Origin of the sequence: Halobacteriovorax sp. RT-2-4 (assembly GCF_047085445.1) — a bacterium.
Lineage (GTDB): Bacteria > Bdellovibrionota > Bacteriovoracia > Bacteriovoracales > Bacteriovoracaceae > Halobacteriovorax_A.
On sequence record NZ_JBKIXY010000002.1, the window covers coordinates 591,544 to 615,032 of the forward strand.

Sequence of the window (23,489 nt, forward strand, 5' to 3'; positions counted from 1 at the left end):
CCGATAAGAAGTCTGTGAAGAAATATGTAATTTCAATACTTTTACTCCTCTTAATGCTACTTAATGCCACGGCCTCTGCATTAGATGCTGCCCTATTAAGTAGTGCCCAAGAAATTATAAAAAAGCACGGTATTGAAGATGGCCTAACGAGCGAAGAAAAGTTTAATGCCTATATCGTCTTAGCATTTGAGCTTGAAACCTACGGCCACTTAGGCAAGGCCATAAGCTTCTATGAAAAGGCCCAAAAGCTTAAACCTAAAAAAGTTGACCCATTAGAGTTAGAAACATCCTACCTCTTTGCGCTTTATAAATTCGATCAGGCCAAGGCCAAAAGCTATTTTCAGACATATCAAAAAGCGATTGCTTCCTCTAATGATTCCGATAAAGACGAGATCCTGCGTTTTTGGAAGAATGTCTTTTCTAATTCAAAACAAATTCAAAGTGGATTCTATGGCCAATTCTTTAAAGATAAGAATGTCAAAGAACTCATGGCCAAGAAGAAATACTCAAAGGCCCTAGCTCTTAGAAATCCTTCAGGACTAGAACATGCAAATATAAATGCCAAGCTTGAATACGACACTCTTTCACGTCTAAAGGGTAAAAAGCATGGCTTCTACTGTGAGCAAATGCTTAAAGAGTTTCCAAATTCCTACGCAGTCTCGATGGAGATCTGTCGCTATTTAAAATCAGGAAAGCTAAAGCATAAGGGATTAAATGAGTTAATTGAAAGAGCAAAGAAAGAAGCTCCTGCTCTGGTGCATATAGCCTCTGCTCTTAAGGATATTAAGTAATGAAGTTACTGGTATCCGCTTTCTTTCTCATTTCTTTACTAGCTCTCGGCTCGTGTAACCAAGCAGGACTAGGAGCTGTTACGGCGGTAAAAAATCTTATCACAACTCCTTATCGTGGAGCGAAGTCGGCCATTAGTAATTATCAATACAATCAAATTAAAAGCGCTGAGGAAACCAAGAGACTTTCATTTCAGCAACATGTACAACTTCTGTCATCTGAACAAGTGGATTGTCAGCGTCCAACAAGAGAAACAGCTTTTGAAGACTTTGGAAATATCCTTAAAGAAGTTCGCCAGCAGGTTTGTTCGTGTAAGAGTTGGGGAAGCTGCACAAGTGAGACTTGCTCATGTGAAACCCTATGTCCAAATAACTTTGATATTTTCAAAAGACGCGATCCCATAATTGAAAATAGCAAAGTAAATAATTCAATGGCCTTTAGAAATTACGATTCCATCACATTATCAGATATTGAAGGGACTCAGGGGTATTGCTGGGGACATGCTTCTCTAACATCAAAGTTTAATCGCCTTGCCTTCTTTGATGGCAGTAAGAAAGAAGCTCGCACTAACTTGGATGCTGCTCCAGATTCAAAAGAGCGCAAAGAATCCCTTGAATACTACAAGAAGATTATTGATGATATTGCCGATAATAAAGTTCGAAAAATCCCTGGTTTTAATAACCTTTTTGAGCTCTCATATCACCCAGACCTTCAATCATATCTTGCGACGAAAATGTCAAAAGAGTGGGCCAACAAGGCCATGACTTTTCAAGGCCTAAAGACAACTTTGTCAACGTCACCAATGAAGCGTGAAGATTCTCAAAAGCTACTTGAGGATATAAAGAAGAAAATTGACAATAACCAACAGCCACAACTTGTCTTCACAAGAAAAGAAAGCGCTGGTTTTACTCATACAACCCTAATTTCTGATTATCGAATCGTCGACGGAAATATCGAACTTTGCGTACGAGACAACGACAACGAACCTTTTTTAAATCACATGTGTCACAATAGAATTAAAATCAATGAGAATGGCGGCCTTTACTACAACTTTCCAAATTGGGGAGAGCTTGGAGGAGCGACAATCGCTCACAATGATAATGCTGATGCTGCTGTTCAATTTCATGAGTTAAGAAGTCATTGTGCAAGTGAAAAAGATTGTCCACTAAATGAATAAAAAAAGACCCCTTGGACGAGGGGTCTAATTTTAATTATAAATTTCTTTGATTCTTATTTTGCTTTTACATCGATTACTTTACTTTGTAGTAATTCGCCTTTATAAGAAACATCGACTTTAAACTTAAGTTTGTCGTCTTTTGTCTTTTTCTTAAACTTGTAAGTTAGGGCACCAGTTGCTGTTACACCGCGACCTGGAGCTGCAACCTTAGTTGATCCTTTCTTAAGTTCAACAAACTTATCCCCTTCTAGTACACTGATTGCAACATCGTAGCTTCCAGGAACAAAGTCACGTAGACCTGTTAGCTTAACTTTTACATCGTGGCTTCTAAACTTACAGTTAAATAGACCTAGCGCACACTTGCGATCCTTAACCTTATCTTCAAAATCAAGGGCAACTTGAACCTCTGGGTTAACGACAACATTTGCATTGAATGTTGCAATCTCAGTATAGCTTCCACTTAGCTCATCACCTGGGTAAGTTAACTCGATCTTCATTTCGATATCTGAACCTGGACGAGCGTTATTGGCAACTTTCGCTTGGATAACATCTGTTAGCTCAATTTGTGCTTGTGCTGGTAGAACTCTTAAGTTTGTACGAGAGTTTACGATTTCAACATTTGAAGTTGCTGCAACTACTTTTGCACTAATCGCACCGCGGTTTGAAGCAAGTTTTCCAAAGTTTACAAGCCCAAGACCTACAGAGAATTTTCCATCTTGAGTTAGACCTTTTGCATCTTCAGTTTTTACACTTGTTTGTGCTGCTTGGTTAAGGCGAACAACAGCGTTACTAGCAAATAGCTTCTTTGCTTGAGCCTTACCAAGAGCAAGCATTTCTTCTTTTGCTGCTTGGATATTTTCATCAAATCCAGCTTCCTCACCATCTGCAACACCATTTTTGAAGGCAACACCTTCACCTTCTAGGCGAGCCTCAGCAAAGGCAGTCTTGTATGCCTTGTCGAAACCTTTTTGCGTTTCTTCTTCAAAATTACCAGCGGCAGCTTCATCACGAGAACTCTCAAAGAAGTCCACGTAGCCTGCGAAGTAAGTATCTTTGTGACTAACACTAAATTCAGCTTTATAAGCGGCATCGTAAGAAGCACCACACGCTTTCTTGAACTCATTAACACCTTTGTAAACATCAAAGCAATTTTTGAAGTCTTCATCGATATCGATACGAGTTGGCGCAGTGTAGGCATACTGAGGAAGCGCTTTTGTTTTTGCACTATCATTTTCATATGACTCGATCTCTCTTTGTGTTTTGGCGATCTCTTGATCTACTTTTGAAGTAAATCTTGAACCTAATGATTCAGTAGTCGCTGTGTATTCAGGAGCGACAAAATCTAATGCTTCAAAAGCTGGAGAAACAAATTCTTGTGCCATTGAGAATGCTTTCTCTAAGAAAAGGCTTCCGTTAACACTATTTGATAACATCACTCTATTTGTTGGTTTATTAGAGAAAGTCTCGCTCTTAACTTGCTCATATCCTTTTGGAAATTCTTGTGACTTTGCTAAGCTCTTAGCTTTTGCAACACCAGCTTCATACCCTTTTGCAAAACCTTCATCATAGCTTGCTTGAGAATTAACACCGGCCTCATACCCCTTTGTAAGACCATCTTCTTTTCCATCCACAAGTCCCGCAAGGTAGCCACGTAACTCACCTAGCTTCTTCCCGTTGGCACCCCCAAAGAAACTTGCATCTTCTTGTACATCAGCACTTGCCTTGTACTCACCTGCAGTTGCTCCAGCGGCTTCACCTTGAGATGCTCCAAGAGCTTTTGCATCTCTTTCATATTGAACATAAAGGTTGCTGCGGCCTTGGTATGCTTGGTACTTATTATTTGTGATATTTTCAAGATCACTTGCAACAGTGTCTGCTCTTGCAAACTCTTGCTCTTTAACTAGCTTATCTTCAAGAAGACGACTTCTTTCAACTTCAAGATCTGCGATACGGTCTTCGTTACTTGCCATCTGTGATCTTTTCGAAGCGATAACACTTGAGTTTTGCATGATTCGTTGTGATGAATCAGCGATGATATTTTGGTTGGCAACAAGTCTTTCACTTCTTGCTTGAGACTGCTCTTCTAACTCTAAGCGAGTTACATGAAGTGAATCAAGACGATCAACAAGTAATTTAATGTCTGACTCAACTACTGATAGTCTTCTTTCATATGAATCACGTTCTGCCACGAGTGCATTTTGAGTATTTCTTAGTGAGCCAACTTCACGGCGCTGACTATCAAACTGATTCTTCTCACGGTTTAGTTCATTCCTAAATTTCTTTAAATCTGAATCAATGAGTGCAACTCTTTGTGATGCTTTTTGCTTTTGATCTTGAAGTGAAGCGATATCACCTTCAAGACGCTTTATATCAGATTTAACTAGGGCAAGCTTAGCTTGTGCCTTATCAAGATCAGACTTGGCCGATGCTTGAGCTGTCTTTGCACTATTTAAACTATTTTGAGCTGCAACTAGTCTTTGCTTTAGCTTTTCAAGCTGAGGTGCCGCTTGTGCGATCTCAGCTTCAACATCTTTAATATCTTGGCGAAGGCTTCTAACCTCACCCTTTTTCGTATTTACTTCAGACTCAAGGATAGCAATCTGATTGCTACCACCACTGATTGTACTTTCGGCCTTAGCAATCTTTTTAGCAAGTTGCTCAAGCTCTGTAGTCACTTGAGTTAGGCGTGTTTTTGTTTCTTGGATTTTATCTCTTAAAATTTTACGACGCTCTCTAAGATTTTTGATTTGATTAGCATTACCTCGATCGTTGCGATCACCGGCCATTAGAGTTTTAAGGGCCTCCTCAACTTGTACCATTTCAGCTTCTAGTACCGATCTCTTATTATCAAGATTAGTCTTTTGAGAAGCAAGAGGACCTCTTTGTGATTTAAGTCCATCGATTTGTGACTTTGCACTCTCAAGTTCCCTCTTCGCTTTTTCAAGTTCGCTTGTTTTAGCAGATAATGCTGTTTGAGCAGTACTTAATTGAGACTGTAAATTACTTCTTTTTTGAACTAGTGGCTTAACTGCTTGTTCTTGTTTACTGATCTTATTTTCGATTTGAGTTACTTGCGCTTGTGCTTCACTAACTTCAGAATTTGCCGTTTGAAGTTTTGTGCGAGCATTTACGACTTGTGACTCAAAAGTAGAAACCTTAGAAGTTGCTTGCGCAAGATCTTGTTTCTTTGATTTTATTTCTTCTTGGATTTTTGGAAGTTTGATATTTAAGCGGTCGCGCTCATCTATTGCTTTAGAGATATTTGATTCTAGTGATTTGATCTGATCTCTTGTGCGGTCTAATTTCTTTTGTGCTTTATCGAGTCGATCTCCATTAGTTCTTAGACTTGAGAGAACAGAGTCTAGAGCACGCTTAAGGTTGCGGGCCGTATTGCGAGGGCCTGAAAGATCAGATTCAGTGCGATTAATTTCTCCGTTTACATCGCTTAGTGAGTCAGCAAGTCTTTGAAGTTCTTGTTCTAGGCCTTGGTTTTCAAAGCTTAGCTCTGAAATTGTCGTTTCAAGATTCATATTTTGTGTACTTAAATCAGAAACAAGAAGGATGGCCTCTTCGATCTCTCTTTTTGAGATTGAGATCTCACTTCCATTGGCCTCAAGCCTAGCAACGATTTCAAGGATAAGATCACTGATTTGAGTGGCAGACATTCTAGCAGCATCACTTTGAGACTTAGCTGAGTTGTATGCGGAAAGATAGGTACGGTAATCAATCTCGTCTGGAAGTCCCGCATGTGCATTGGCGGCCATGGCCATAACAGCTAATAAAACAACATTTCTCTTCTTTGCTACTTCAGCAATTGATCTCATCATGATTCCCTCTCCTTTTGATCACTTTGATAAGAATTGTTTTATAATTCCCTTTTGAGAATGTTGAGGGCACATCAAAAAGAAATTAATTTATCGAGGCAATTGTAAGTTTTTATCAGAATATGACATTGTGATTTGAAATATTTACAGGATCTAAAGGCCAAAAAGGCCCACCTATTTACTAAGTGGGCCCTTTTGACATTACTTTACTTTAACATTGAAAACTTTGGTATGCAGTACGCTCCCCTTATAGAGGACTTCAAATTTGAATTTTAACTCTTTTCCAGAAGCCTTCTCTTTAAATTTGTAAGAAAGTTTTCCTGACTCAATTTTACCTTGCCCAGGAACCCCAAGAGTAAGTGCTGATTCTTTTAAATCTATATACTTACCACCTTCTAGAACCTCTAATCTAACATTAAATTCACCAGGGATATTGTCACGTACTCCCTTAAGTTGGAACTTAACATCGTGAGTTTTATACTTACATCCTAGCCAACACTTCCCGTACTCGACAGTTTCATCGAATGAAACCGCATATCTAATGTCAGGATTAGGAAGAACAACAGATTTGAAAGTTGTCACTTCAGTATACTTATCTTTTAAGCTATCACCTGGATAAGTAAGTTCAATATCCATAATTACTTCAGAACCTGGTTGAGCATTATTTGCAATTTTCGCAAAAATCACATCTTTTAGATCCATCTTAGTTTCTGCTGGAAGATCAATAAGGTTTACCTTCTTATCGAAAACTTCAACGTTATCAGTTGTAGAAATAACCTTTGCAGAGATAGCGCCTTTCTCACTTGCCATCTTTCCGAAGTTTACAAGTCCAAGTCCAACTCCAAAGTTACTATCTTGAGCAAGTCCTCTAGGATCTCCACTTGTTAAAATGGCCCCTCTCGACTTATCAACTCTTACAACAGCTTGTTCTTCAAAAAGAGCGTTTCCTTTCTCTTTTCCTTCCATTGCCATTTGTTCGCGTAGCTCTCCAAGATTTTCCTCTTCAGCTAAAAGTGCTCCATCTTTCTTTCCATTTTCGAAGGCCACGTTCTTACCTTCAACCATCGCATCACCAAATCCATAACGGTGTCCACGATCAAAACCAATCTTACGAGTGTCAGCATGATCGTTAGTTCTCGCTTCTTCTCTGGCATCGACAAAGAGTTGATCGTACTCTTCAAAGTATACCTTTCGATGTGAAGCTAGGAACTCTTGCCCGTAAAGCTCATGATAAGAAGATTCACAAATGGCCCTTAGCTCAGCAACCGCTTTATATACTTTTTGACAACGAAGCTCTGCCTTACCTTCTGCAATCTTAGCTGGCGCTGTATATACGTATTCAGCACTTCCTTTGATCTCTTCAATATTACTTGTAAGAGATTCTATTTCAGCTTGGATACGAGTAACTTCTTCCTCATAAGTATCTTTTGAATTTCCAAGATCAAATGGAACATGATCTGAATGAGTATCATCAGATGTGTTCTCATCAAGGCTAGCAAGATATGGCATTTCCACAGCACCCATAAAGAAAGCTTTTTCTTGTACTTTATTAACAAGAACAACATGACTGTCAGGAAGAACTGACATCTTAAGCTCTTTTGCTTGCGTAAACGCAGTGTGAAAGTCTTCTTCCATAGCAATATTTTTGGCATTTTGAAGCCCTATTGCATAACCTTCATTATGTCCTAGGTCGTAATCTTCTTTTGAATTAATACCTTGCTCATAGCCATCAGTCTTCCCTTGCTCAAGTCCTTCTTCAAGACCAACAAGGTAGCTATCTAACTCTCCTACGCTTTGACCATTTAGACCACCGTACTTATTAGCATCCGCTGTTGCATCTGCAGATGCTGTTTCAGAACCAATACTTGCACCATCAGTAATAGCATCAACTTGTCCAAGAACCTTAGACTCACTTACATACTCATTGAATAGGTTTTGACGAGTTTCAAACTTAATTCGAGCATCTTGAGTTTTTTGCTCTAATTCTTCTGCTCTTGCTTCAGAGACAATTAGAGTTTCTTCACTCTTAGTCTTACGCATAAGAAGTTCTGTACTTTCTTTTTCTAGCTTGGCCAAGAAATCCTGACCGGCCTTAAGTTCCGCTTGATTTTCAACGATAGCAGAAGAATTTGTTCTAAGACGAGAACGTGTTGTTATGATTTCATCTGTAAGCTCAGATTTTCTCTTAGTCTTTTCAGAAACAATGATATTTAACTCTTCTGTTCTCTTAGCAGTATCTTCAGACATTTTTTTAGTTTCAAAAATCTTGTCATTAAGACTTGAAATTTTCTTCTGATGTAAGTCACGATTTGATTCAAGAGTCGTTTGATTTCTTGAGATCTTTCCTGAATTCACTTCAGTTTCAACGAGTTTATTTTGAGTATTTACATGCTCTTCTTTAAGTTCTTTAAGAGACACTTGAGCAACTCTTAGCTTATCCTTTGCAAGAAGCTCTTTCTTTCTAAGATCAGCACCTTCTTCACTAAGCACTTTAATCTCACCATTTAAAACAGTAAGTTTATGCTTCACTTCTTCATAATCATTGATCGATGCACCAAGATCATCTTGAGAACGTTTTAACTCTAACTTAGCTTCTTCTAGAGCAGCTTCGACTTGTTTAAATCGTGGAGCAGTTCTAATAATCCTCTCATCAACAGAGACAAGTAGTGACTCTTGATATCTTAGTTTCTTCTCAGCACTAATATATTGTTTTTCAAGGAACATTAGCTTTAAATCGCCTTCTTTAATCCTGTACTCAACTACTGAAAGTTTCTTTTTAACAGCTTGGAAATCATCATTTAATGCTTTAATTTCACCTTCAACGAGTAACTTTCTAGCTAGTAAATCTTTTCTTTGAGAAGTCTGATCATCACCTAACTGTAGTAAGTCGATTTCGATCTTTTCTAATTCATGTTTTTTAATCGTTTGATCTGCTTCAATTCTTTCAATCTCAGCTTCAAGAGCAGTTGCTTCTTCTTTAACAGTATCCATAATTTCTTGGTACTTAATGAGGGCAACATGAGTTTTAGAATATTCTTTCTTTTCAACACTAAGATTTGCAAGAATTGTATCTCTCTTTCTTAAAAGAGGACGAATATTACTTGTTTGCTCGTTATAGTCGATATTAATTTCTTCGGCCTTAAGTTTTGCTGAACGAAAGATTTCTCTTTTTCGGGCAACAAAATTATCAAGCTTTTCCATTTCTAATTCTAATGGTCTAACTTTTGGTAAAAGAGTATCGAGCTGCTTCTTATTCTTAGAGACTTTACTAAGTACACTACTGTACTCATTCGTTAAGCTCTTCACTTCAACAGACTTATTATCAGTTTGCTTACTTAAAAGAGTAACTCTTGCCTTTAAAGAGATAAGTTGATCTTCATTCTCTTTAGCTAAACGACTATTAGCATCAAGTTGTGCAATTGTTTCTTTTAGAATTGACTGCTCAAGTTCAACACTCTTTTTAAGAGATGTAAGCATGGCCTCATTATTACTAATGATGACTTGACCTTCACTCAGTTCCTTTTTTACAGAAACTAAGAGCTCTTCTACTTGCCCCTGTTCTCTAACTAGCTCATTTAAGTTAACTTCGAGAATTTCGCTTTCCCCGCTTAATTGATCAATCATAGCAGTCGCATCAGCAACGATTTTCTGAGTTAATTCAACATCGTGAGTATTAACTTCAAGAAGCTCAGCGATTTTCATAATTTCAGCTTTTAGCTCTTCTACTTTAAACATCGCTGAATGGCTTTGGGCCTTCGAAGTATCATAAAGCTTCGAATACTTTTGATAATCAATTTCATCAGGTAATGTTGCATGTGAAGCAACGGCCATAAGTGATAAAATAACTAATTTTTTACTAATTCCAATTGTATTCATATTTCTCCCCTTCTTCTAAAAGTTCAAAAGACTAACTTTATGCACAAAAAACCGCCCATTGGTATTACCAACAGTCTCAGTGCATCTAAATTTTGTGAGGAGTATTAAAGCAACTTGAGATTTAATTATAAATTTGAGGATTGAAAAATGCCTGGCCGCAACTTAAGCAGAGACAGGAAAAGACGGCGGCCAGGCTTTTACACACAAGATAAGGACTTTTCAATAACCTCAAATAAACATTATTTTGAGCGAATCACATTGTAAATAGCTCTTGTTAAACTTTACTTTTTCTTTACTTAAATACTTGGCAATTATTTGAAGATTTCCTTATTTTGGAAAAAGACATTTTTCAAAAGATAAAGTCAATCAAGTATGGGTTTTTAATAACCCGAGCAAATTACTCTAGTGAAATCTCCTTTTCTGCCGGTATCTAAACACCTAAATTTATTATATACTTTATAGGTATAGCTATTTTCCAGATAACAATAAAATCTCTACATAAAATGGAAAGGGGGAACAAATGAAAAAGCTTTTTACACTATTACTTTTAGGTTCTGCACTAGTTATGACTTCATGTGGTTCATCATCAAAAACTGATGACACAACTTCTGTAGAATCTGTTGATTACAGCAATGCTTCTCTTGAAGTGAATGGTGACTCAGATTCAGGTAAAGCTGGTGCACTAAGAACTGTTTATTTTGCATTTAATTCATCAGGACTTAGCTCATCAACTAAAGCAACTCTTGAAGCAAACGCTGACTTCCTTAAAGGAAATACTTCTGTTGAAGTACAAGTAGAAGGTCACGCTGATGAAAGAGGTGGACGTGAGTACAACATGGCACTTGGTGAAAACCGTGCACGTGCAATTAAGAACTACCTAGTAGCTCTTGGTGTTGATGCTTCAAGAATCTCTACTACTTCTTACGGTAAAGAAAGACCAATTTCATTTGGTCACAATGAAGATTCTTGGTCACAAAACAGAAGAGGAAACTTCGTAATTATTGCTAAGTAATCTTTAAAAAATGAAAGAATTAAAAAATAAAATCACATTTTTAATTTTACTTCTATCTTTGGGTAGCTGCGGTCTAACGACCGTACGCCCGAAGTTAGAAATGACTTATGCACAGGTTGCTTTCCTTGCGGCCAAGGAAGCTGGCGGACAAACACTCGCCCCTAACCTTTACCGAAAAGCCGAATTCTACTACTTAAAAGCAAAATCAAGCTACAAGAGAAAATTCTTTAACAAAGCTAAGAAGTACGCCATTCTATCTAAGCAATTCTCAGAAAAGGCCGAGTTCAAGGCATATCGTAAGAAAACTCTCGATAGCATTTAATATATCTTATTCGGAGAATTTCTCATGAAGAAACCTTCCCTACTTACAACGATTACATTAACAATTTTAATGGGTGCTTCAATGACATCTTGTAAAACACAAGAACAAATTGAGCGCGAACAAAAGATCAATACGATGTCTGTGCAAATGCAACAGAATCAAAAGCTTAATGCTGATTCACTCTCAAAAGTACAAGAGCTACAAGATAGCGTTCTTCAATTTCAAGGACAACTTGAAGAGTACACAAACGGTAAGGATCAAAAGCTAGAAACAGTTGATCAAAAACTTCTAAAACTAGAAGAACAGAATACTGTCTTAACTGATGAGGTAACAAAGCTTACAGCTAAGATTGAAGAACAAGATAAGTTCATCAAGGAAGTATTAGCACTCCTAAAAAAAAAAGAAACTGAAAGAAAAGAGATAGCGAAAGCAAAAAGTCGCTCACCTTATGATCAGGCCATGTTTCTTTATGGAAAAGGTAAATACAGCGAAGCTCGTCCTATTCTTGAAAAACTCTATAATGAAAATAAAATCAAAGGTAAAAGAAGAGGTCGTATCATTCACAATCTAGGAATGATCTCGTATATCCAAAAAAGAAATGACGATGCTGTCACATACTTTTCAACTCTTTATACATCAATGCCTTCGTCTGCTTACAATGCTAATGGACTAGTTTATTTGGCCAGAACTTTTAAAAGACAAGGCCAAGCCGAACAAGCAGTTGTGACACTTGAGGAGATGCTTAAGTCATTCCCAAAAAGTCGCCACGTCCCTACTGCTAAAAAGTTATTAGCAAGCTACAAAAAATAAGGAATAGCATGAAAAAAATTTTAGGACTCCTAAGCTTAACTTTCGCACTTTCGTGTCAAAGTATTATTGACCTGGATCGCGATAGTGAAGAGTTAAAAATTGAAGGACCAAAATTTTCAATCCTCTTCTCTCACTCAATTTCAGGAGAGACTCACCCATGTGGATGCCGCCAATTTCCATTAGGAGGTCTTCCGCAAGTTGCAGGCTTTATGAGTGATTTTAAAAAGGATCATCAATACCTCTATATTGACACTGGTGATATGCTCTTTCCTTCATCAGTTGTTCCTGGCCATATTGAAAAGTCTCAGAAATTTGCGGCCTTATCACTTGCAAAAGGATTAGATAAACTTGGGCTTAAATACACAATCCCAGGAGATCAGGATCTAGCTGCTGGACTTGATTTCTACAAAGAAGTACTTTCACAAGTAAGTTTTAAAGTTCTCGTTTCAAACCTTGCTGATAAGAAGTCCCTACCCCACCAAGAATATGCAAAGATTCAATTTGGAAAGAGCACAATCTTTCTAACAGGAATCGTGGCGGCCGGAAGCTTGCAATCAGAGTTTAGAGATCTATTTATCAATCCAGTTAAAAACTTTAAAAATACATTAACAACGCTTAAAGAAGCTGGCTTTGATGATAAAAACCCACTCCATAAACTAGTTCTTATGTCCCATGCTGGACTTGATTACGATAAGAAATTTGCTGAAACATACCCGATGATCGATTGGATTATTGGTTCACACTCACAAAGTTTTACAAATTACTCTATTGACGTTGGTACAACACAAATCGTTCAAGTTCTCTCAAAGAACCACTATATCGGAGAAGTCGCCTTCTCTGCAGGGACTGAAAAAATTGAAAAAGAATTCTCTTACCATGAAATGCGTGAGCAGTTGGGAGAGAGGATTCCAAATAACCCTTTTACAAGCTACATCAATAATCACAAACAAGAGCTTGATAGCATTCGCGATAAAGAACAAAAAAGCCTAAGCTTTGCTGATAGTGGTATTAAAAAGCTTGCCGATACTAAGAGCTGTCTTGAATGTCACTCAGATCAAGGTGATCACTGGGCCAAGACACCTCACGCGATTTCTTTTGGAACTCTTATGATTGCCAAAGAAGAGAATAAAACGAGCTGTATGCAGTGTCACTCTCTTGGAATGAATGAAGAAGGTGGCTATATCAACCACAACGATATCGTGCACTTTAAAGATTTAAAAACAAGTGATGCCAAATTTAATGCTCACAAACAAAAGTACTGGCAGGATGTATCAAAGGCCTTTAGTGGTGTTGCTTCTGTTCGCAAGCTTGATCCTAAAAAAATAAAATCAATTCGCGTTGCATGGGATAAGGCCAATGAGAAACACAATGTGGAGCACTCATTTGCTAATGTTCAGTGTCTAAACTGCCACTCGATGGTAACAGATCACCCATTTGCCATTGAAGATGAGACACAAAAAAAGGCTCATACAAAAGCGGCCATTAAGAATAAATGTCTTGGTTGTCACACTAGTGACCAATCACCAGAGTGGTATAAGAAAGATCGCGATGGAATTTATTCTGGAGTAAATGACGAGTACTTCGATAAAATGTATCAAAAAATGACACACTAAAAATACGACGGGGACTTCAGTTTCTTACTGATAGTCCCCTTTTCTTAGCTTCTTCTCAACATCTTTTTTCTGCTGATCAGATCTCTTATCATGAAGCTTCTTCCCTTTTGCAAGAGCAATTTCAAGCTTAACACGTGAGCCTTTAAAATAGATGATCGTTGGAACAATCGTAAGCCTTTCGGCCTTCACACGGTGAGCGATTTCAGCAATTTCCTTTTCATTTAAAAGAAGTTTTCTCTTTCTCGCCTCTTCGTGATTGAATTGATTTCCAAATTCGTATTCAGGGATTTTGATATTATTGGCCCAAACTTCGCCGTTCTTATCAATTGTAATATGGGACTCACCAATTGAGACTTTTCCAGCGCGCAAAGACTTAACCTCAGTTCCCACTAACATCATTCCTGCTTCGTAAAGTTCAAGTATTTGATAGTCGAACTTTGCTCTTTTATTTTTGGCGATTATTTTCTTTCCCATTATTTACTCATTTAGATACTTATATAAATTTTGAAGGTCATCTAATTTTAGCGCTTCTGCTCTAACTGTCAAAGGCTGATTGATTTTGGCCAGGGCCTCGGCAATCTTATCTGCTGGAGCATAAGTTTTAAGAACTTTTCCAAGCTGTTTTCTCTTAAATTGAAAGACAGCTCTTAAGAATTTCTCAAATTTACTAAATTCAGACAGAGGAATCACTGGACTCTCCAGGCGCTCAAAGCTAATTACAGCAGAGTCAACCTTTGGCGGAGGTGTAAAGGCACCTGGAGGCGCTTTTACAAGCAAAGATGTCTTAAAATATGTTTGTGATAGGGCCATTAAAGACCCCATGAAATTCTTCTTTGAAGCAAAGGCAAAAACCTTATCAGCAACTTCTTTTTGAAACATCAGCGTCATATACTTAATTGCTGGTGTTTGAAGAAATTTTAAAAGAAGTGGTGTCGAGATATTGTATGGTAGGTTTGAAACCAGCCATAACTCGTCACTAATATTCTTATCGCTAATAAATTGATCAAAATCTAGCGCAAGGGCATCTGTGAAAAGAATATTTTCTTCTTTAACGATTGGTCCAAGATATTCGATCATACGAGTATCCATTTCAACAACGTTAAGATTGCCATCATGAGCAGCAAGATGCTTTGTTAGGATTCCAGGACCAGGTCCAACTTCGATGATATTCTTTGCAACATCTGCATAATCATCTGTAATTTTAGTAATGATATTTTGATTATTTAAAAAGTGCTGACCGAGTTCTTTATTGGCCCAAGGTAGTTTTGATTTTGATTCTTCCATGATTAGGCCTTCCTATGTTCTTTCTTATTAATAAATCGTGATCTGGCATCGATACTCAGTGTATCAGGATACTGGATACGACTATTATAGTTTCTAAAAGCATAATTAGCGATCATTGCACCATTGTCGGTACAAAATTTCGGCTGTACAAAATGTACCTGCTTATACTTTTCTTGCAACACTTTTCTAAGATAGCTATTACAAGCAACTCCACCACCAACAACAATTGGAAGATTATTAAATCCCTTCTCTTTTGCAGCTTCAAGTGCATAACGTAGCTTAAGTTTAAGAGCTGAAACGATAGCATGCTGATAAGAAGCACAAATATCTTTTGTATCTTGATTAATATCTTCTGGCGACTTTACAAGGTACTGAGGATTCTTATCGAGGAAGGTTCTTAAAGATGTCTTCACACCAGAGAAGCTTAGGTTGCAATCTTTTGATGTCTTAAGCCCAATTGGAAACTCAAAGCGATTAATATCACCTTCTTTTGCAAGATCATCAATAATGCGACCAGCAGGATAGCCTAGCCCCATTAGCTTTCCACCTTTGTCATATGCTTCACCAGCGGCGTCATCAATTGTTGAGCCAAGAACTTCAATCTCATCACTTGCGCTCACAAGTGTGTAGAGGCTGTGTCCTCCACTTACGAGAAGTCCTAAGTATGGATATGAGACTTTTTCTGTTAAGTGGATTGCTTCCAGGTGAGCAAAGAGATGGTTTACTGCAAAGAGATCAACTTTCTTTAAAAGAGAAATTGTCTTAGCAGCATTAAGTCCTGTAAGTAATGGGCCTAGCAGTCCAGGGAAAGTCGTCACACCAACAAGATCAATATCAGAAAGGTTTACACCGGCCTTACCAATTGTTTGCTTGATAAGAGGTGCTAATTTTTCAAGATGATTTCGAGAGGCAATTTCTGGAACAACTCCACCCCATTGGGCGAGCATTTGTTCTTGAGAAAATAGCTCAAAGGCCAACACCTCAGGCACTTCACCTTGAGAAATCTTATCAGGATCTCCCTTTAGAACTGCTACTGATGTATCATCACAACTTGTTTCAATACCTAAAATATATTTAGTGGCCACGAAATATTCCGTTCTTACGATTAAATAATAAGATGCACCCTATCATTATTTTAAGATTTTATCGACAATTTTGATGATTTTTTCAAAGTGATCGCGCCCGAAATTATCCGCTAAGTACTGATAAATAGTACGGCTTTCGTCGAGATTGTAGTTTCGAAGCTCAATTTGCTTAGCAAGTTCATGGGCAACAATAAAGACGGCCGTTAGTGGCTTAATCTGATTCGCATAAAGTCCACGAGGAAATCCGGACCCATCTGGCCTTTCGTGGTGGTTAATCAGAATCTCATACATATTCTGATCTGCCAGCCCTTCCTTCTCAAGCATCTCACTAATTAAGCGCCCGTGCCCAAGGACAAGGTTCTTATCATAATCTGTAAGCTCGGCCTTAAGTAATTCTTCTTGTGACGAAATACGAGCAAGGGCCTCATCTTCAAGTAGAAGATCATGAAAGACAGCTGTTCGAATAAGAGTTTCAATATTATCTTTCTTCCCCCACTCAAGTTGCTTTGAAATTTCAACGGCAAAGAGGCTTGTTAGATAACAATGATCGTAGAGATAATTTGTCATATTCTCGCGCTCTTTTAAAAGGTTTCGAAGTTTTGGACTTCCCTGCGCAAGTTTTGAAATATTTGAAACATAGCTATCAACAACAGTAGATGTTCCTGTGCTAATTCCATAGCGGCCAACGAGGCGCTTTAGAGTCATCATGGACTTTTGAGCTATATCAAGATGCTCTGCTGGAGTTGAAGGATCATACTTTAAAAATGAAACCTCTCCTGCTTTCTTAACGTACTCATCGATATCGTCTTTGTTGATATAGAGGTAGTTTATATCGCGATCAAGATAGCTCTCAATTTGTGAAATCGTAAATGTGTCTCCGCGGTGAATAACCTTTACGAATTTAGAGTCACTAAGCTTTACGTATGTATCACAAATGGCCAGAGTTCCTCTTAAGAAGTACTCTGTATTAATTTTCTTATATGCACTACTTGATTGAACAAAAGTAGAAACACCACCTAATTGAGTTAGAAGCTTTTCAAATTTAACAAATGAAAATGGCTTTGGTAGATGTTCTCTTTTCTTATGATAAGTTACATCTCTTTCAAAGTTAACAAACTCTGCTTCAGTGTATGAAGTAATGACAAGAGATGGGATATTACAATCAATTGAATCATAGAATGAGAAGATATCATCATCACCTTCTCTAAAATAGTCTGTGACAATTAATTTATAATCTTTTGATGATTGAAGCTTTAATTTTAATTCGCGAAAGTTTGAAACACGAATGACATTTACACCTTGAAATGCATTTTCAATACCCAAGACATAAATATCACTTAGTTCAAAATCTGGTTCGGCCACTAGTACGTTAAAGCTCATAGGAGTTATTTTAACACTTCCATGTTTATAAACTAGAAGGAACTTTGTGCTTTAACGAACCCAGTATAGGACCATGGCAATATAGCAGGCCAGGAAAACTCCACCAGCGATGCGGTAAAAGGCCCTTTTTGCAAAACAGATTGCTAGTAAAAATAGTGAAGCAAATAGTAGAGCGGACATCTCCGGTATAAAGTTTTCCGCAATCTTGATTTTATAGAACACTAAACTACCTAAAACAAAAGCCGCATTGAAAATATTTGAACCGATAATATTTCCTGTAATGATATCCGAGTTCTTTCCCTTACGACTTGTCATGATTGCCGTAACCAGTTCAGGGAACGAAGTACCAAAGGCGACGAAAATTGCCGAAATAACATAATTTGAAATTCCAAACTCAAGAGCAACAGCTGTTCCACTTTTAACCAGTAACTCTCCCCCTCCATATAAAAGGGCAAAGCCAGCAAAAAGGTGAATGATTTCTTTTGGCCCTATTTTCTCATCCATGTGATGAGGCTGTTCTTGATTACCTAGGTGAGCACGCTCTTTTTTCATCGAAGCAAATGTGTCCCATAGATAGAAAAGCATAAAACCAATTAGTAGAGCACTTCCCCACCAGTAGATTTGATCTTGTAGAAGAACGATCCCAAGAATTACTGTAAGTGCTAGGTGTAGAAGAAGTTGTTTCTTGATTTCTGTTCCAGAGATGAAAAGACGTCCCATTAATCCAGATACACCAAGAATTAGAAAAAGGTTGGCAATATTAGAGCCGACAATATTTCCCAGAGCAATTCCCGGCTCACCGCGATAACTTGCAAGTTGAGAAACGAAGAATTCTGGAAGCGAAGTCCCAAAGCCCACAATTAATAAACCGATAACAAGTGGTGATAACCCTAGAGCAAGTCCAATCTTTTCAGCTGACTCCAGAGCGAACTCTGCACCATAGTAAAGCATAACAATAGCAAGAATTAATAACACAACTTGTAAAACCATATTTTATTTCCAATAATTAGCTTATGACTAATTCAAATAACTCTTCATTTCTAAAAAATATTTTTTCTAAGTTTAGCAAAAAGAAATTCAAATTTCTAAGTATTTCGACATGTATGATTGCAGATGCTTTTGTCGCTTTTTATCTTTATTTAGTTTACGCAAATCCGCAAACCTATCGAGAAAGCTTTAAGATTGCTTATCAATCACTAAGGCTTGTTGATCCGAATATTGCAAATGGAATAAAAGATCCTCACTTTCAAGATCAAGTTATCCAATTAATGGTCCATACGGTGATCTCAATTATTTGTGTCTACTTAATTATTCACCTAATTATTTATATCTTTCGCCTCTATAATAAAAAGTTTGCACAGAGTTATATCAAACTCTATTCATGGACAGGTGGCGTGCTTATGATCTCTATAGCGCTCTTCAATCTTGATACTCCAAGAGTGGCCATGTTTATGATTCCAGGGGTTTTACTTTTATTTAATGCACTAGGCTTTAAGCACGTGGATCAAATGAAGGAAGAATAAAATTTGTTAAGTGAGGAAGAGTCCAATCTGGCATACTGCGAGCTTGTCCCTTTGCTTTTTGCAATCCACAAACTGCAAGTAAGAATGAGTCAAAGGCCCTTACATTTTTTACAATAACTTCAAGATCATTATCGTAAATAAAGATTCCCAATTTATTCTCAATCTTTTTAACGATATCAAGGCGTGCCTCAACTCCAAGATCAAGATCCGTTAAATTGACGATATTTTTTTTAAGGACAATGCGACTCTTTAGAAGCTCTAATAGAATGAGGTTTACATGTCCTTCATAGAATTGGCACTCTTCAGGAAAGTGTCTCTTCATATATGAGAAGCGTGAAAGCATCATAAGAGATGTATTTCCAAATGAATCAAAAGTTGTATTGAAGAGCTCTAATAGCTGATCGTGATAAGAGCACCATATCCAAAAATCAAGAGAGCGATTCCAGTAAGGAATAAAGCCTTTCTTTAATCTTCTCTTAAAAGACTTCGAAAGCATGAAATCATTAGACTCTTTTACAAATGTATCGCGATCAAAATGAGTGAGGTCTTCAAAATTTCTCCTTCGCTCATACTCTTTTGGATTTTCCTCTTCCATCTTTCGATCCATCTCTAAGATCGATGCAATATCTTCACGAACCTGCTTCACATCGCCAACGGGGCATTTTGCAACACCTGGACACTTAAGGTCACAGTTATGACAAGGAGGCTTCGATAATGGAAAGTCGATAATTACGTGCTTAAGATTATACTTATCTATCCACTGATTGAGGATATCATCACCATCTTCAACGTCTTCATCACGAACTTCATCTTTTACATGTAGAATTGATTTTAAAAACCAGCGTCCGCTTCCCTCGTGATGATCAAGAAGACAGAAGAAGAAATTATCTCTTCGTCCACCTTTCATTGATAGTCCTGCAACACGATTGAAGCTTAAATTCATAGCGGTTTCTCAACACTAAACTCTAACACTTGCATATCTTTTACACGTGCTAGTTCTTTTAAAACCTGGGACTTATGCTGAGGGCCATGTGCCAGTAAGAAACATCCGCCTCCGCCAGCTCCACAAACCTTCATTCCAATAACCAAGTCTTTTTCACGAAGTTTATTATAAATATCTCGCATATCATCTGTAACAATACCCGAAAATAGCTTTTCTCTTTGCGCACCCTCTTGGCAAAGCATTCCAAGAAAGTCATCGTACTCACCATTTCGAATTGCATTGTATGCGCTAAAAGTTAAATCACGAATTTTTCCAAGCCCTTCTCTTACACCATTTTGATTATCAAAGAAGTCTTTATAAACTTGCCAATTATTAATGGCCGAAAGTCTAAGTTGTCCTGAATACACAAGTGTTAAGTGTGACTCCACAAAGCTCTTAAATTCTTCATTGTAGAGCTGCTCAACTTCAATACAACTATTTGTCGCCTTTAGAGCAAGTACGCCACCATAAAGAGCAGGATAATAATCCTGATACCCACAAGGGCCCTTATTTAAAATCTTGGCCTCAATATTTTGAACTGTATTAATCGCAGTTTGGCGATGAAACTCAACTCCACAATAGTCACACAGGGCCTTATAAACAGTTACTCCCATAGAAGACGAACCACCAAGGCCTGCCCCCGGAGGAGAACCAGACTCTGTCGTTAAACGAATACCACTAGTTAATTTAAAGTGATGAAGAATTTGGGCTAGAAAAGATAAAGCTCCAAATGTATCACTATCAAAGTCTTCGTATGTGAATTCTACGCTAGAGTGTCTTGTTACCGAATCGTAATCAACTGAAACAAACTCAACACCCTCAAATTCTATTTCTTCAACCTTAACCTTGGCCTTAAGAGAAGTTGCAAGATTAAGAGTAATTGTATGTCTTAAGACCTGATTTAGTGGAACAATATCAAGAGTTCCACCAAGAAGGTCAACGCGAACCGATCCTTCGGCCTTGGCAATCATATTATCCATTATAAATTCCAATAAACGGAAGCTCTCGGTAGCGGCCATCAAAGTCAAGCCCATAGCCGATAACAAATTTATCCTCAATTTCAAAGCCGAGGTAATCAATTTGAACTTCGTGTTGTGTTTTTACTTTCTTATGTAAAAGAGTCGCTAGCTTAATTGTCTTAGGTCCTCTTTCTTTTAATATTTTCGTTAGCTCACTAATTGTAAGACCTGTGTCCACGATATCTTCAACAAGAATAACATTCTTATCTTTGATATCGACTTTAATATCTTTTGTAATGGAAACCTTTCCAGTACTTTCAGTCCCTTTGTAAGAACTTGCTCCAATGAAGTCAAAATATACAGGAGAACTCATTTGGCGAATTAGATCGGCCACAAAAACGAAGGCTCCGTTAAGCACGCCAATGATCACAACTTCCTCACCTTGAAAGTCTGAATCAATCTTAGTTGCAAGCTCTTTGATTCTTTCGTTAATTTTCTCTTCAGAAAAATAAGTTTCGATTGCCATGAATTCTTCCCCAATTCCTATACAAATGAATTATTTAAAATTTCCCCAACGCCACCTGCGCCCGGAACAATATATTGCTTTCCAGTAAGCCCAACTTCTTCATCCCACAGTGTTCCAGGAATTGTTTTAAGAACATGATCTGGAGATAGCCCACGATCAAGTCTAAGAGCATAGATTTCAACATCTGGATGATCTTTTTGCATTCTCTTAATATACTCAGGAGTTACGATAAGATTAAGTGAAATATACTTAAGTGCACGCCCTTTAACTTTGTCTTTATAATGACCAACGGCAAACGACATTGAGCCACCAGTTGCTCCCATTGGATCAGGAAGCAGAACAATTGCATTTTCTTGGCCACCACCAATTTTTGAGCCCGAAACATCAACACCAATGACCTGCTCATTCTCATCGACTTTGCGCTGAACATAGAAATGGTCTTGGCGAATTAGTTCAGGATTTAAAAAGTAATTTAAATTCTCAAAACAGATATGACTTGGAAAAGTTCCCGCGCGAGCAAGGTCTACACAAAGAACTGGCTGTTCCCTTTTTATCACCTCTTGTTTAAAGATGGCCTTCTCTGTTAATCCGGCCATACGAGAGCGCACTTCCACGACTTCTTTAGGAAACGAGTTTCCTAAAACAGATTCTAATAAAATGAAATAGAGTTTATGAATTAAGTGATTTAATTCTGGCTGAATAACACCTTCGCTTGAGAAGCGTGCAAGTAAACTTTCAGCAAGAGGATTGGAGAGAATAAAAACATTCTCTCCATACTTATGTTCGATTTGACTAATTTTATATTGGTTCGAATTTTTAGATTGTGTTTTCATTGTTCAATTTCACCTCGCCATTAGAGTTTACCTCTTTTAGGCCTCCAAGTGAAATCGAAAATGCCTTAACATCTTCATCTTCTTCGTAGTAATCGAAGTGAGCACGACAACGAGCTTCGTAAAGATCGGCCTCACCTACTAATACTGTTTTATTATTGTCAGATGGTAGTCTGTAAGACTTCGAAGCAGGTGCGCCACAAACAGTACAAATCGCTTGAATCTTCATAACATCATCAGCAATACATAAAAGCTCAGGCATTGGACCAAATGGCTTTGATTTGAAATCTTGATCAAGACCAGCACAGATAACGCGAATACCACGACGTGCTAACTTTGAAACAACTTTGATAATTGTTGCATCAAAGAATTGAACCTCATCAATTGCCACGATACGAGTTGAATCATAAACCTTCTGTAAGATTTCAACTGCGTCTTTGACAGGCTCAGCTTCCACATGACGTGACGAGTGACTTACGACATTTGTCTTGTGATAGCGATCATCAATAACAGGCTTGAAAATTTGAACTTTTTGACGAGCAATTTGTGCTCTAGTTACTCGACGGATAAGTTCTTCCGTTTTTCCAGAAAACATTGGGCCGCATACGACTTCAATGCCACCAGTTGCGTGTGCGTGACTTGCGTACATTGACTTAAACTCCTCTTAATGTCAGATTTTTTTTGTGTTGTGTCTCTAAATTCTATTATGACGGCCGGGCCAGTTTTAGGCCACTTACATCTTCTTTCAAAAAAGGAAGGCAATGCGCTCAACGCGTAAAGACTAAATAAAGCTTATCATGAGCGTTAGGTACATCACCATAAAGAGCATGAAGCCCACGATGAGTAATAACGGAGACATAAGGATGAAGAAGCTCTGCACAAATGAGAATTGCAGATTATAACGCAGTCCAAAGTACAAGTAGATCACTTGAGAAATAAATTTTAAAAAATCTCCAAAAATTGGGATGATTAAGAAGAAATTCCCAACTAACGCACCTGCTATCACATCTTCTAACTCAATATCCTTTAGATCTTTATCGAATAGACTTGCAAACATTGTGATAATTAAACGCCAGAACTTAACAAATACCCAAGCAGAAAGTGGAAAGAAGACGACTTTAAAAAGTGTCGAAAAGAGAAAAAGCTTCTGTTGAAATTCACTTGAAGAAAAGATTGCTGGCAAGAAACCATCTTCGGCCATTTTCCCCGCAAGATTTATTCCAATATGAATTTGTGCAAGAGAGTATAGTCCATAAATGAAAACAAAGGGCCATGAAGCTAGAGCGAAGTCTGCAAACTTTAAATTAACTCCACGCTCACTCTCCTCTTTAACGATCTCAAAAAGCCTCGCTTCTTTGATGCGTTCTATCTCTAACCTGTGGTGAGCTATATTAGAGTTCACAAGTTTCGGATAAAGAAGAAATTTAATGTATTGAATATATATTTCTAGCACGTCTCTATTTTAATCGAGTTCCTCATAAATTGAAACTAGGCAAT

General features: G+C 37.7%; 20 protein-coding genes. 7 read left to right on the top strand and 13 right to left on the bottom strand.

The window, feature by feature from the left end:
- Positions 1–14 precede the first annotated feature (14 nt).
- Complete coding sequence (locus ACMAYL_RS13275) at positions 15–791, top strand: hypothetical protein (protein ID WP_412471233.1); 777 nt, start codon at positions 15–17, stop codon at positions 789–791.
- Positions 791–1,966: a hypothetical protein gene (locus ACMAYL_RS13280; protein ID WP_412471234.1), complete on the top strand. Its 1,176-nt coding sequence runs from the start codon at positions 791–793 to the stop codon at positions 1,964–1,966. Before ACMAYL_RS13275 ends, ACMAYL_RS13280 begins: the two co-directional genes overlap by 1 nt.
- Positions 1,967–2,019: 53 nt before the next feature.
- Here the strand turns inward: ACMAYL_RS13280 and ACMAYL_RS13285 are convergent, their stop codons facing one another.
- Complete coding sequence (locus ACMAYL_RS13285) at positions 2,020–5,793, bottom strand: hypothetical protein (protein ID WP_412471235.1); 3,774 nt, start codon at positions 5,791–5,793, stop codon at positions 2,020–2,022.
- 198 nt (positions 5,794–5,991) lie between these two features.
- A complete protein-coding gene (locus ACMAYL_RS13290; protein ID WP_412471236.1) occupies positions 5,992–9,666 on the bottom strand; it encodes a hypothetical protein in 3,675 nt (1,224 codons plus the stop codon).
- 520 nt (positions 9,667–10,186) lie between these two features.
- Between ACMAYL_RS13290 and pal the strand changes: the two genes are divergently transcribed.
- From pal to ACMAYL_RS13310, 4 genes are read left to right on the top strand one after another with little or no spacing between them, the layout of a single operon-like run.
- The gene (gene pal, locus ACMAYL_RS13295) at positions 10,187–10,678 is read left to right on the top strand and encodes a peptidoglycan-associated lipoprotein Pal (protein WP_103219240.1); all 492 of its coding nucleotides are present in this window, start codon (positions 10,187–10,189) and stop codon (positions 10,676–10,678) included.
- 10 nt (positions 10,679–10,688) lie between these two features.
- Positions 10,689–11,000, top strand: a complete 312-nt coding sequence (locus tag ACMAYL_RS13300) for a DUF4398 domain-containing protein (RefSeq protein ID WP_103219239.1) — start codon at positions 10,689–10,691, stop codon at positions 10,998–11,000.
- Positions 11,001–11,024: 24 nt separating this feature from the next.
- Positions 11,025–11,810, top strand: a complete 786-nt coding sequence (locus ACMAYL_RS13305) for a tetratricopeptide repeat protein (protein ID WP_103219238.1) — start codon at positions 11,025–11,027, stop codon at positions 11,808–11,810.
- An 8-nt stretch (positions 11,811–11,818) separates the two neighbouring features.
- Positions 11,819–13,423 (top strand): multiheme c-type cytochrome, encoded by a 1,605-nt coding sequence (locus ACMAYL_RS13310; RefSeq protein ID WP_412463340.1) that lies wholly within the window; start codon positions 11,819–11,821, stop codon positions 13,421–13,423.
- A gap of 24 nt (positions 13,424–13,447) precedes the next feature.
- On the opposite strand, the gene smpB is transcribed toward ACMAYL_RS13310, so the two are convergent.
- From smpB to ACMAYL_RS13335, 5 genes are read right to left on the bottom strand one after another with little or no spacing between them, the layout of a single operon-like run.
- Positions 13,448–13,897, bottom strand: coding sequence for an SsrA-binding protein SmpB (gene smpB / locus ACMAYL_RS13315; RefSeq protein ID WP_103219236.1), 450 nt, complete (start codon positions 13,895–13,897; stop codon positions 13,448–13,450).
- Between the two features lie 3 nt (positions 13,898–13,900).
- Entirely contained in the window at positions 13,901–14,707 is an 807-nt protein-coding gene (gene rsmA, locus ACMAYL_RS13320) for a 16S rRNA (adenine(1518)-N(6)/adenine(1519)-N(6))-dimethyltransferase RsmA (RefSeq protein ID WP_412470272.1), read from the bottom strand.
- A 2-nt stretch (positions 14,708–14,709) separates the two neighbouring features.
- Entirely contained in the window at positions 14,710–15,792 is a 1,083-nt protein-coding gene (gene tsaD / locus ACMAYL_RS13325) for a tRNA (adenosine(37)-N6)-threonylcarbamoyltransferase complex transferase subunit TsaD (RefSeq protein ID WP_158246953.1), read from the bottom strand.
- A 45-nt stretch (positions 15,793–15,837) separates the two neighbouring features.
- On the bottom strand, positions 15,838–17,172 hold the full coding sequence (locus ACMAYL_RS13330; protein WP_392993047.1) for an HD domain-containing phosphohydrolase: 1,335 nt from the start codon (positions 17,170–17,172) through the stop codon (positions 15,838–15,840).
- Positions 17,173–17,223: 51 nt separating this feature from the next.
- The gene (locus ACMAYL_RS13335) at positions 17,224–18,162 is read right to left on the bottom strand and encodes a calcium/sodium antiporter (RefSeq protein ID WP_103219232.1); all 939 of its coding nucleotides are present in this window, start codon (positions 18,160–18,162) and stop codon (positions 17,224–17,226) included.
- Positions 18,163–18,185: 23 nt separating this feature from the next.
- Between ACMAYL_RS13335 and ACMAYL_RS13340 the strand changes: the two genes are divergently transcribed.
- Positions 18,186–18,695 (top strand): hypothetical protein, encoded by a 510-nt coding sequence (locus ACMAYL_RS13340; RefSeq protein WP_392993051.1) that lies wholly within the window; start codon positions 18,186–18,188, stop codon positions 18,693–18,695.
- On the opposite strand, the gene ACMAYL_RS13345 is transcribed toward ACMAYL_RS13340, so the two are convergent.
- The 6 genes from ACMAYL_RS13345 to ACMAYL_RS13370 all read right to left on the bottom strand — a co-directional run bounded on the left by ACMAYL_RS13345 (position 18,664) and on the right by ACMAYL_RS13370 (position 23,394).
- Positions 18,664–19,638 (bottom strand): hypothetical protein, encoded by a 975-nt coding sequence (locus ACMAYL_RS13345; RefSeq protein ID WP_103219230.1) that lies wholly within the window; start codon positions 19,636–19,638, stop codon positions 18,664–18,666. The genes ACMAYL_RS13340 and ACMAYL_RS13345 overlap by 32 nt on opposite strands.
- Complete coding sequence (locus tag ACMAYL_RS13350) at positions 19,635–20,657, bottom strand: hypothetical protein (RefSeq protein ID WP_158246952.1); 1,023 nt, start codon at positions 20,655–20,657, stop codon at positions 19,635–19,637. The genes ACMAYL_RS13345 and ACMAYL_RS13350 overlap by 4 nt, the downstream gene beginning before the upstream one ends.
- Entirely contained in the window at positions 20,650–21,162 is a 513-nt protein-coding gene (gene hpt, locus ACMAYL_RS13355; RefSeq protein ID WP_412471237.1) for a hypoxanthine phosphoribosyltransferase, read from the bottom strand. Before hpt ends, ACMAYL_RS13350 begins: the two co-directional genes overlap by 8 nt.
- Before the next feature lie 17 nt (positions 21,163–21,179).
- A complete protein-coding gene (locus tag ACMAYL_RS13360) occupies positions 21,180–21,995 on the bottom strand; it encodes a uracil phosphoribosyltransferase (RefSeq protein WP_103219227.1) in 816 nt (271 codons plus the stop codon).
- The gene (locus ACMAYL_RS13365) at positions 21,979–22,641 is read right to left on the bottom strand and encodes a thymidine kinase (protein ID WP_103219226.1); all 663 of its coding nucleotides are present in this window, start codon (positions 22,639–22,641) and stop codon (positions 21,979–21,981) included. The genes ACMAYL_RS13360 and ACMAYL_RS13365 overlap by 17 nt, the downstream gene beginning before the upstream one ends.
- A 132-nt stretch (positions 22,642–22,773) precedes the next feature.
- The gene (locus ACMAYL_RS13370; protein WP_393099598.1) at positions 22,774–23,394 is read right to left on the bottom strand and encodes a hypothetical protein; all 621 of its coding nucleotides are present in this window, start codon (positions 23,392–23,394) and stop codon (positions 22,774–22,776) included.
- Positions 23,395–23,489 lie beyond the last annotated feature (95 nt).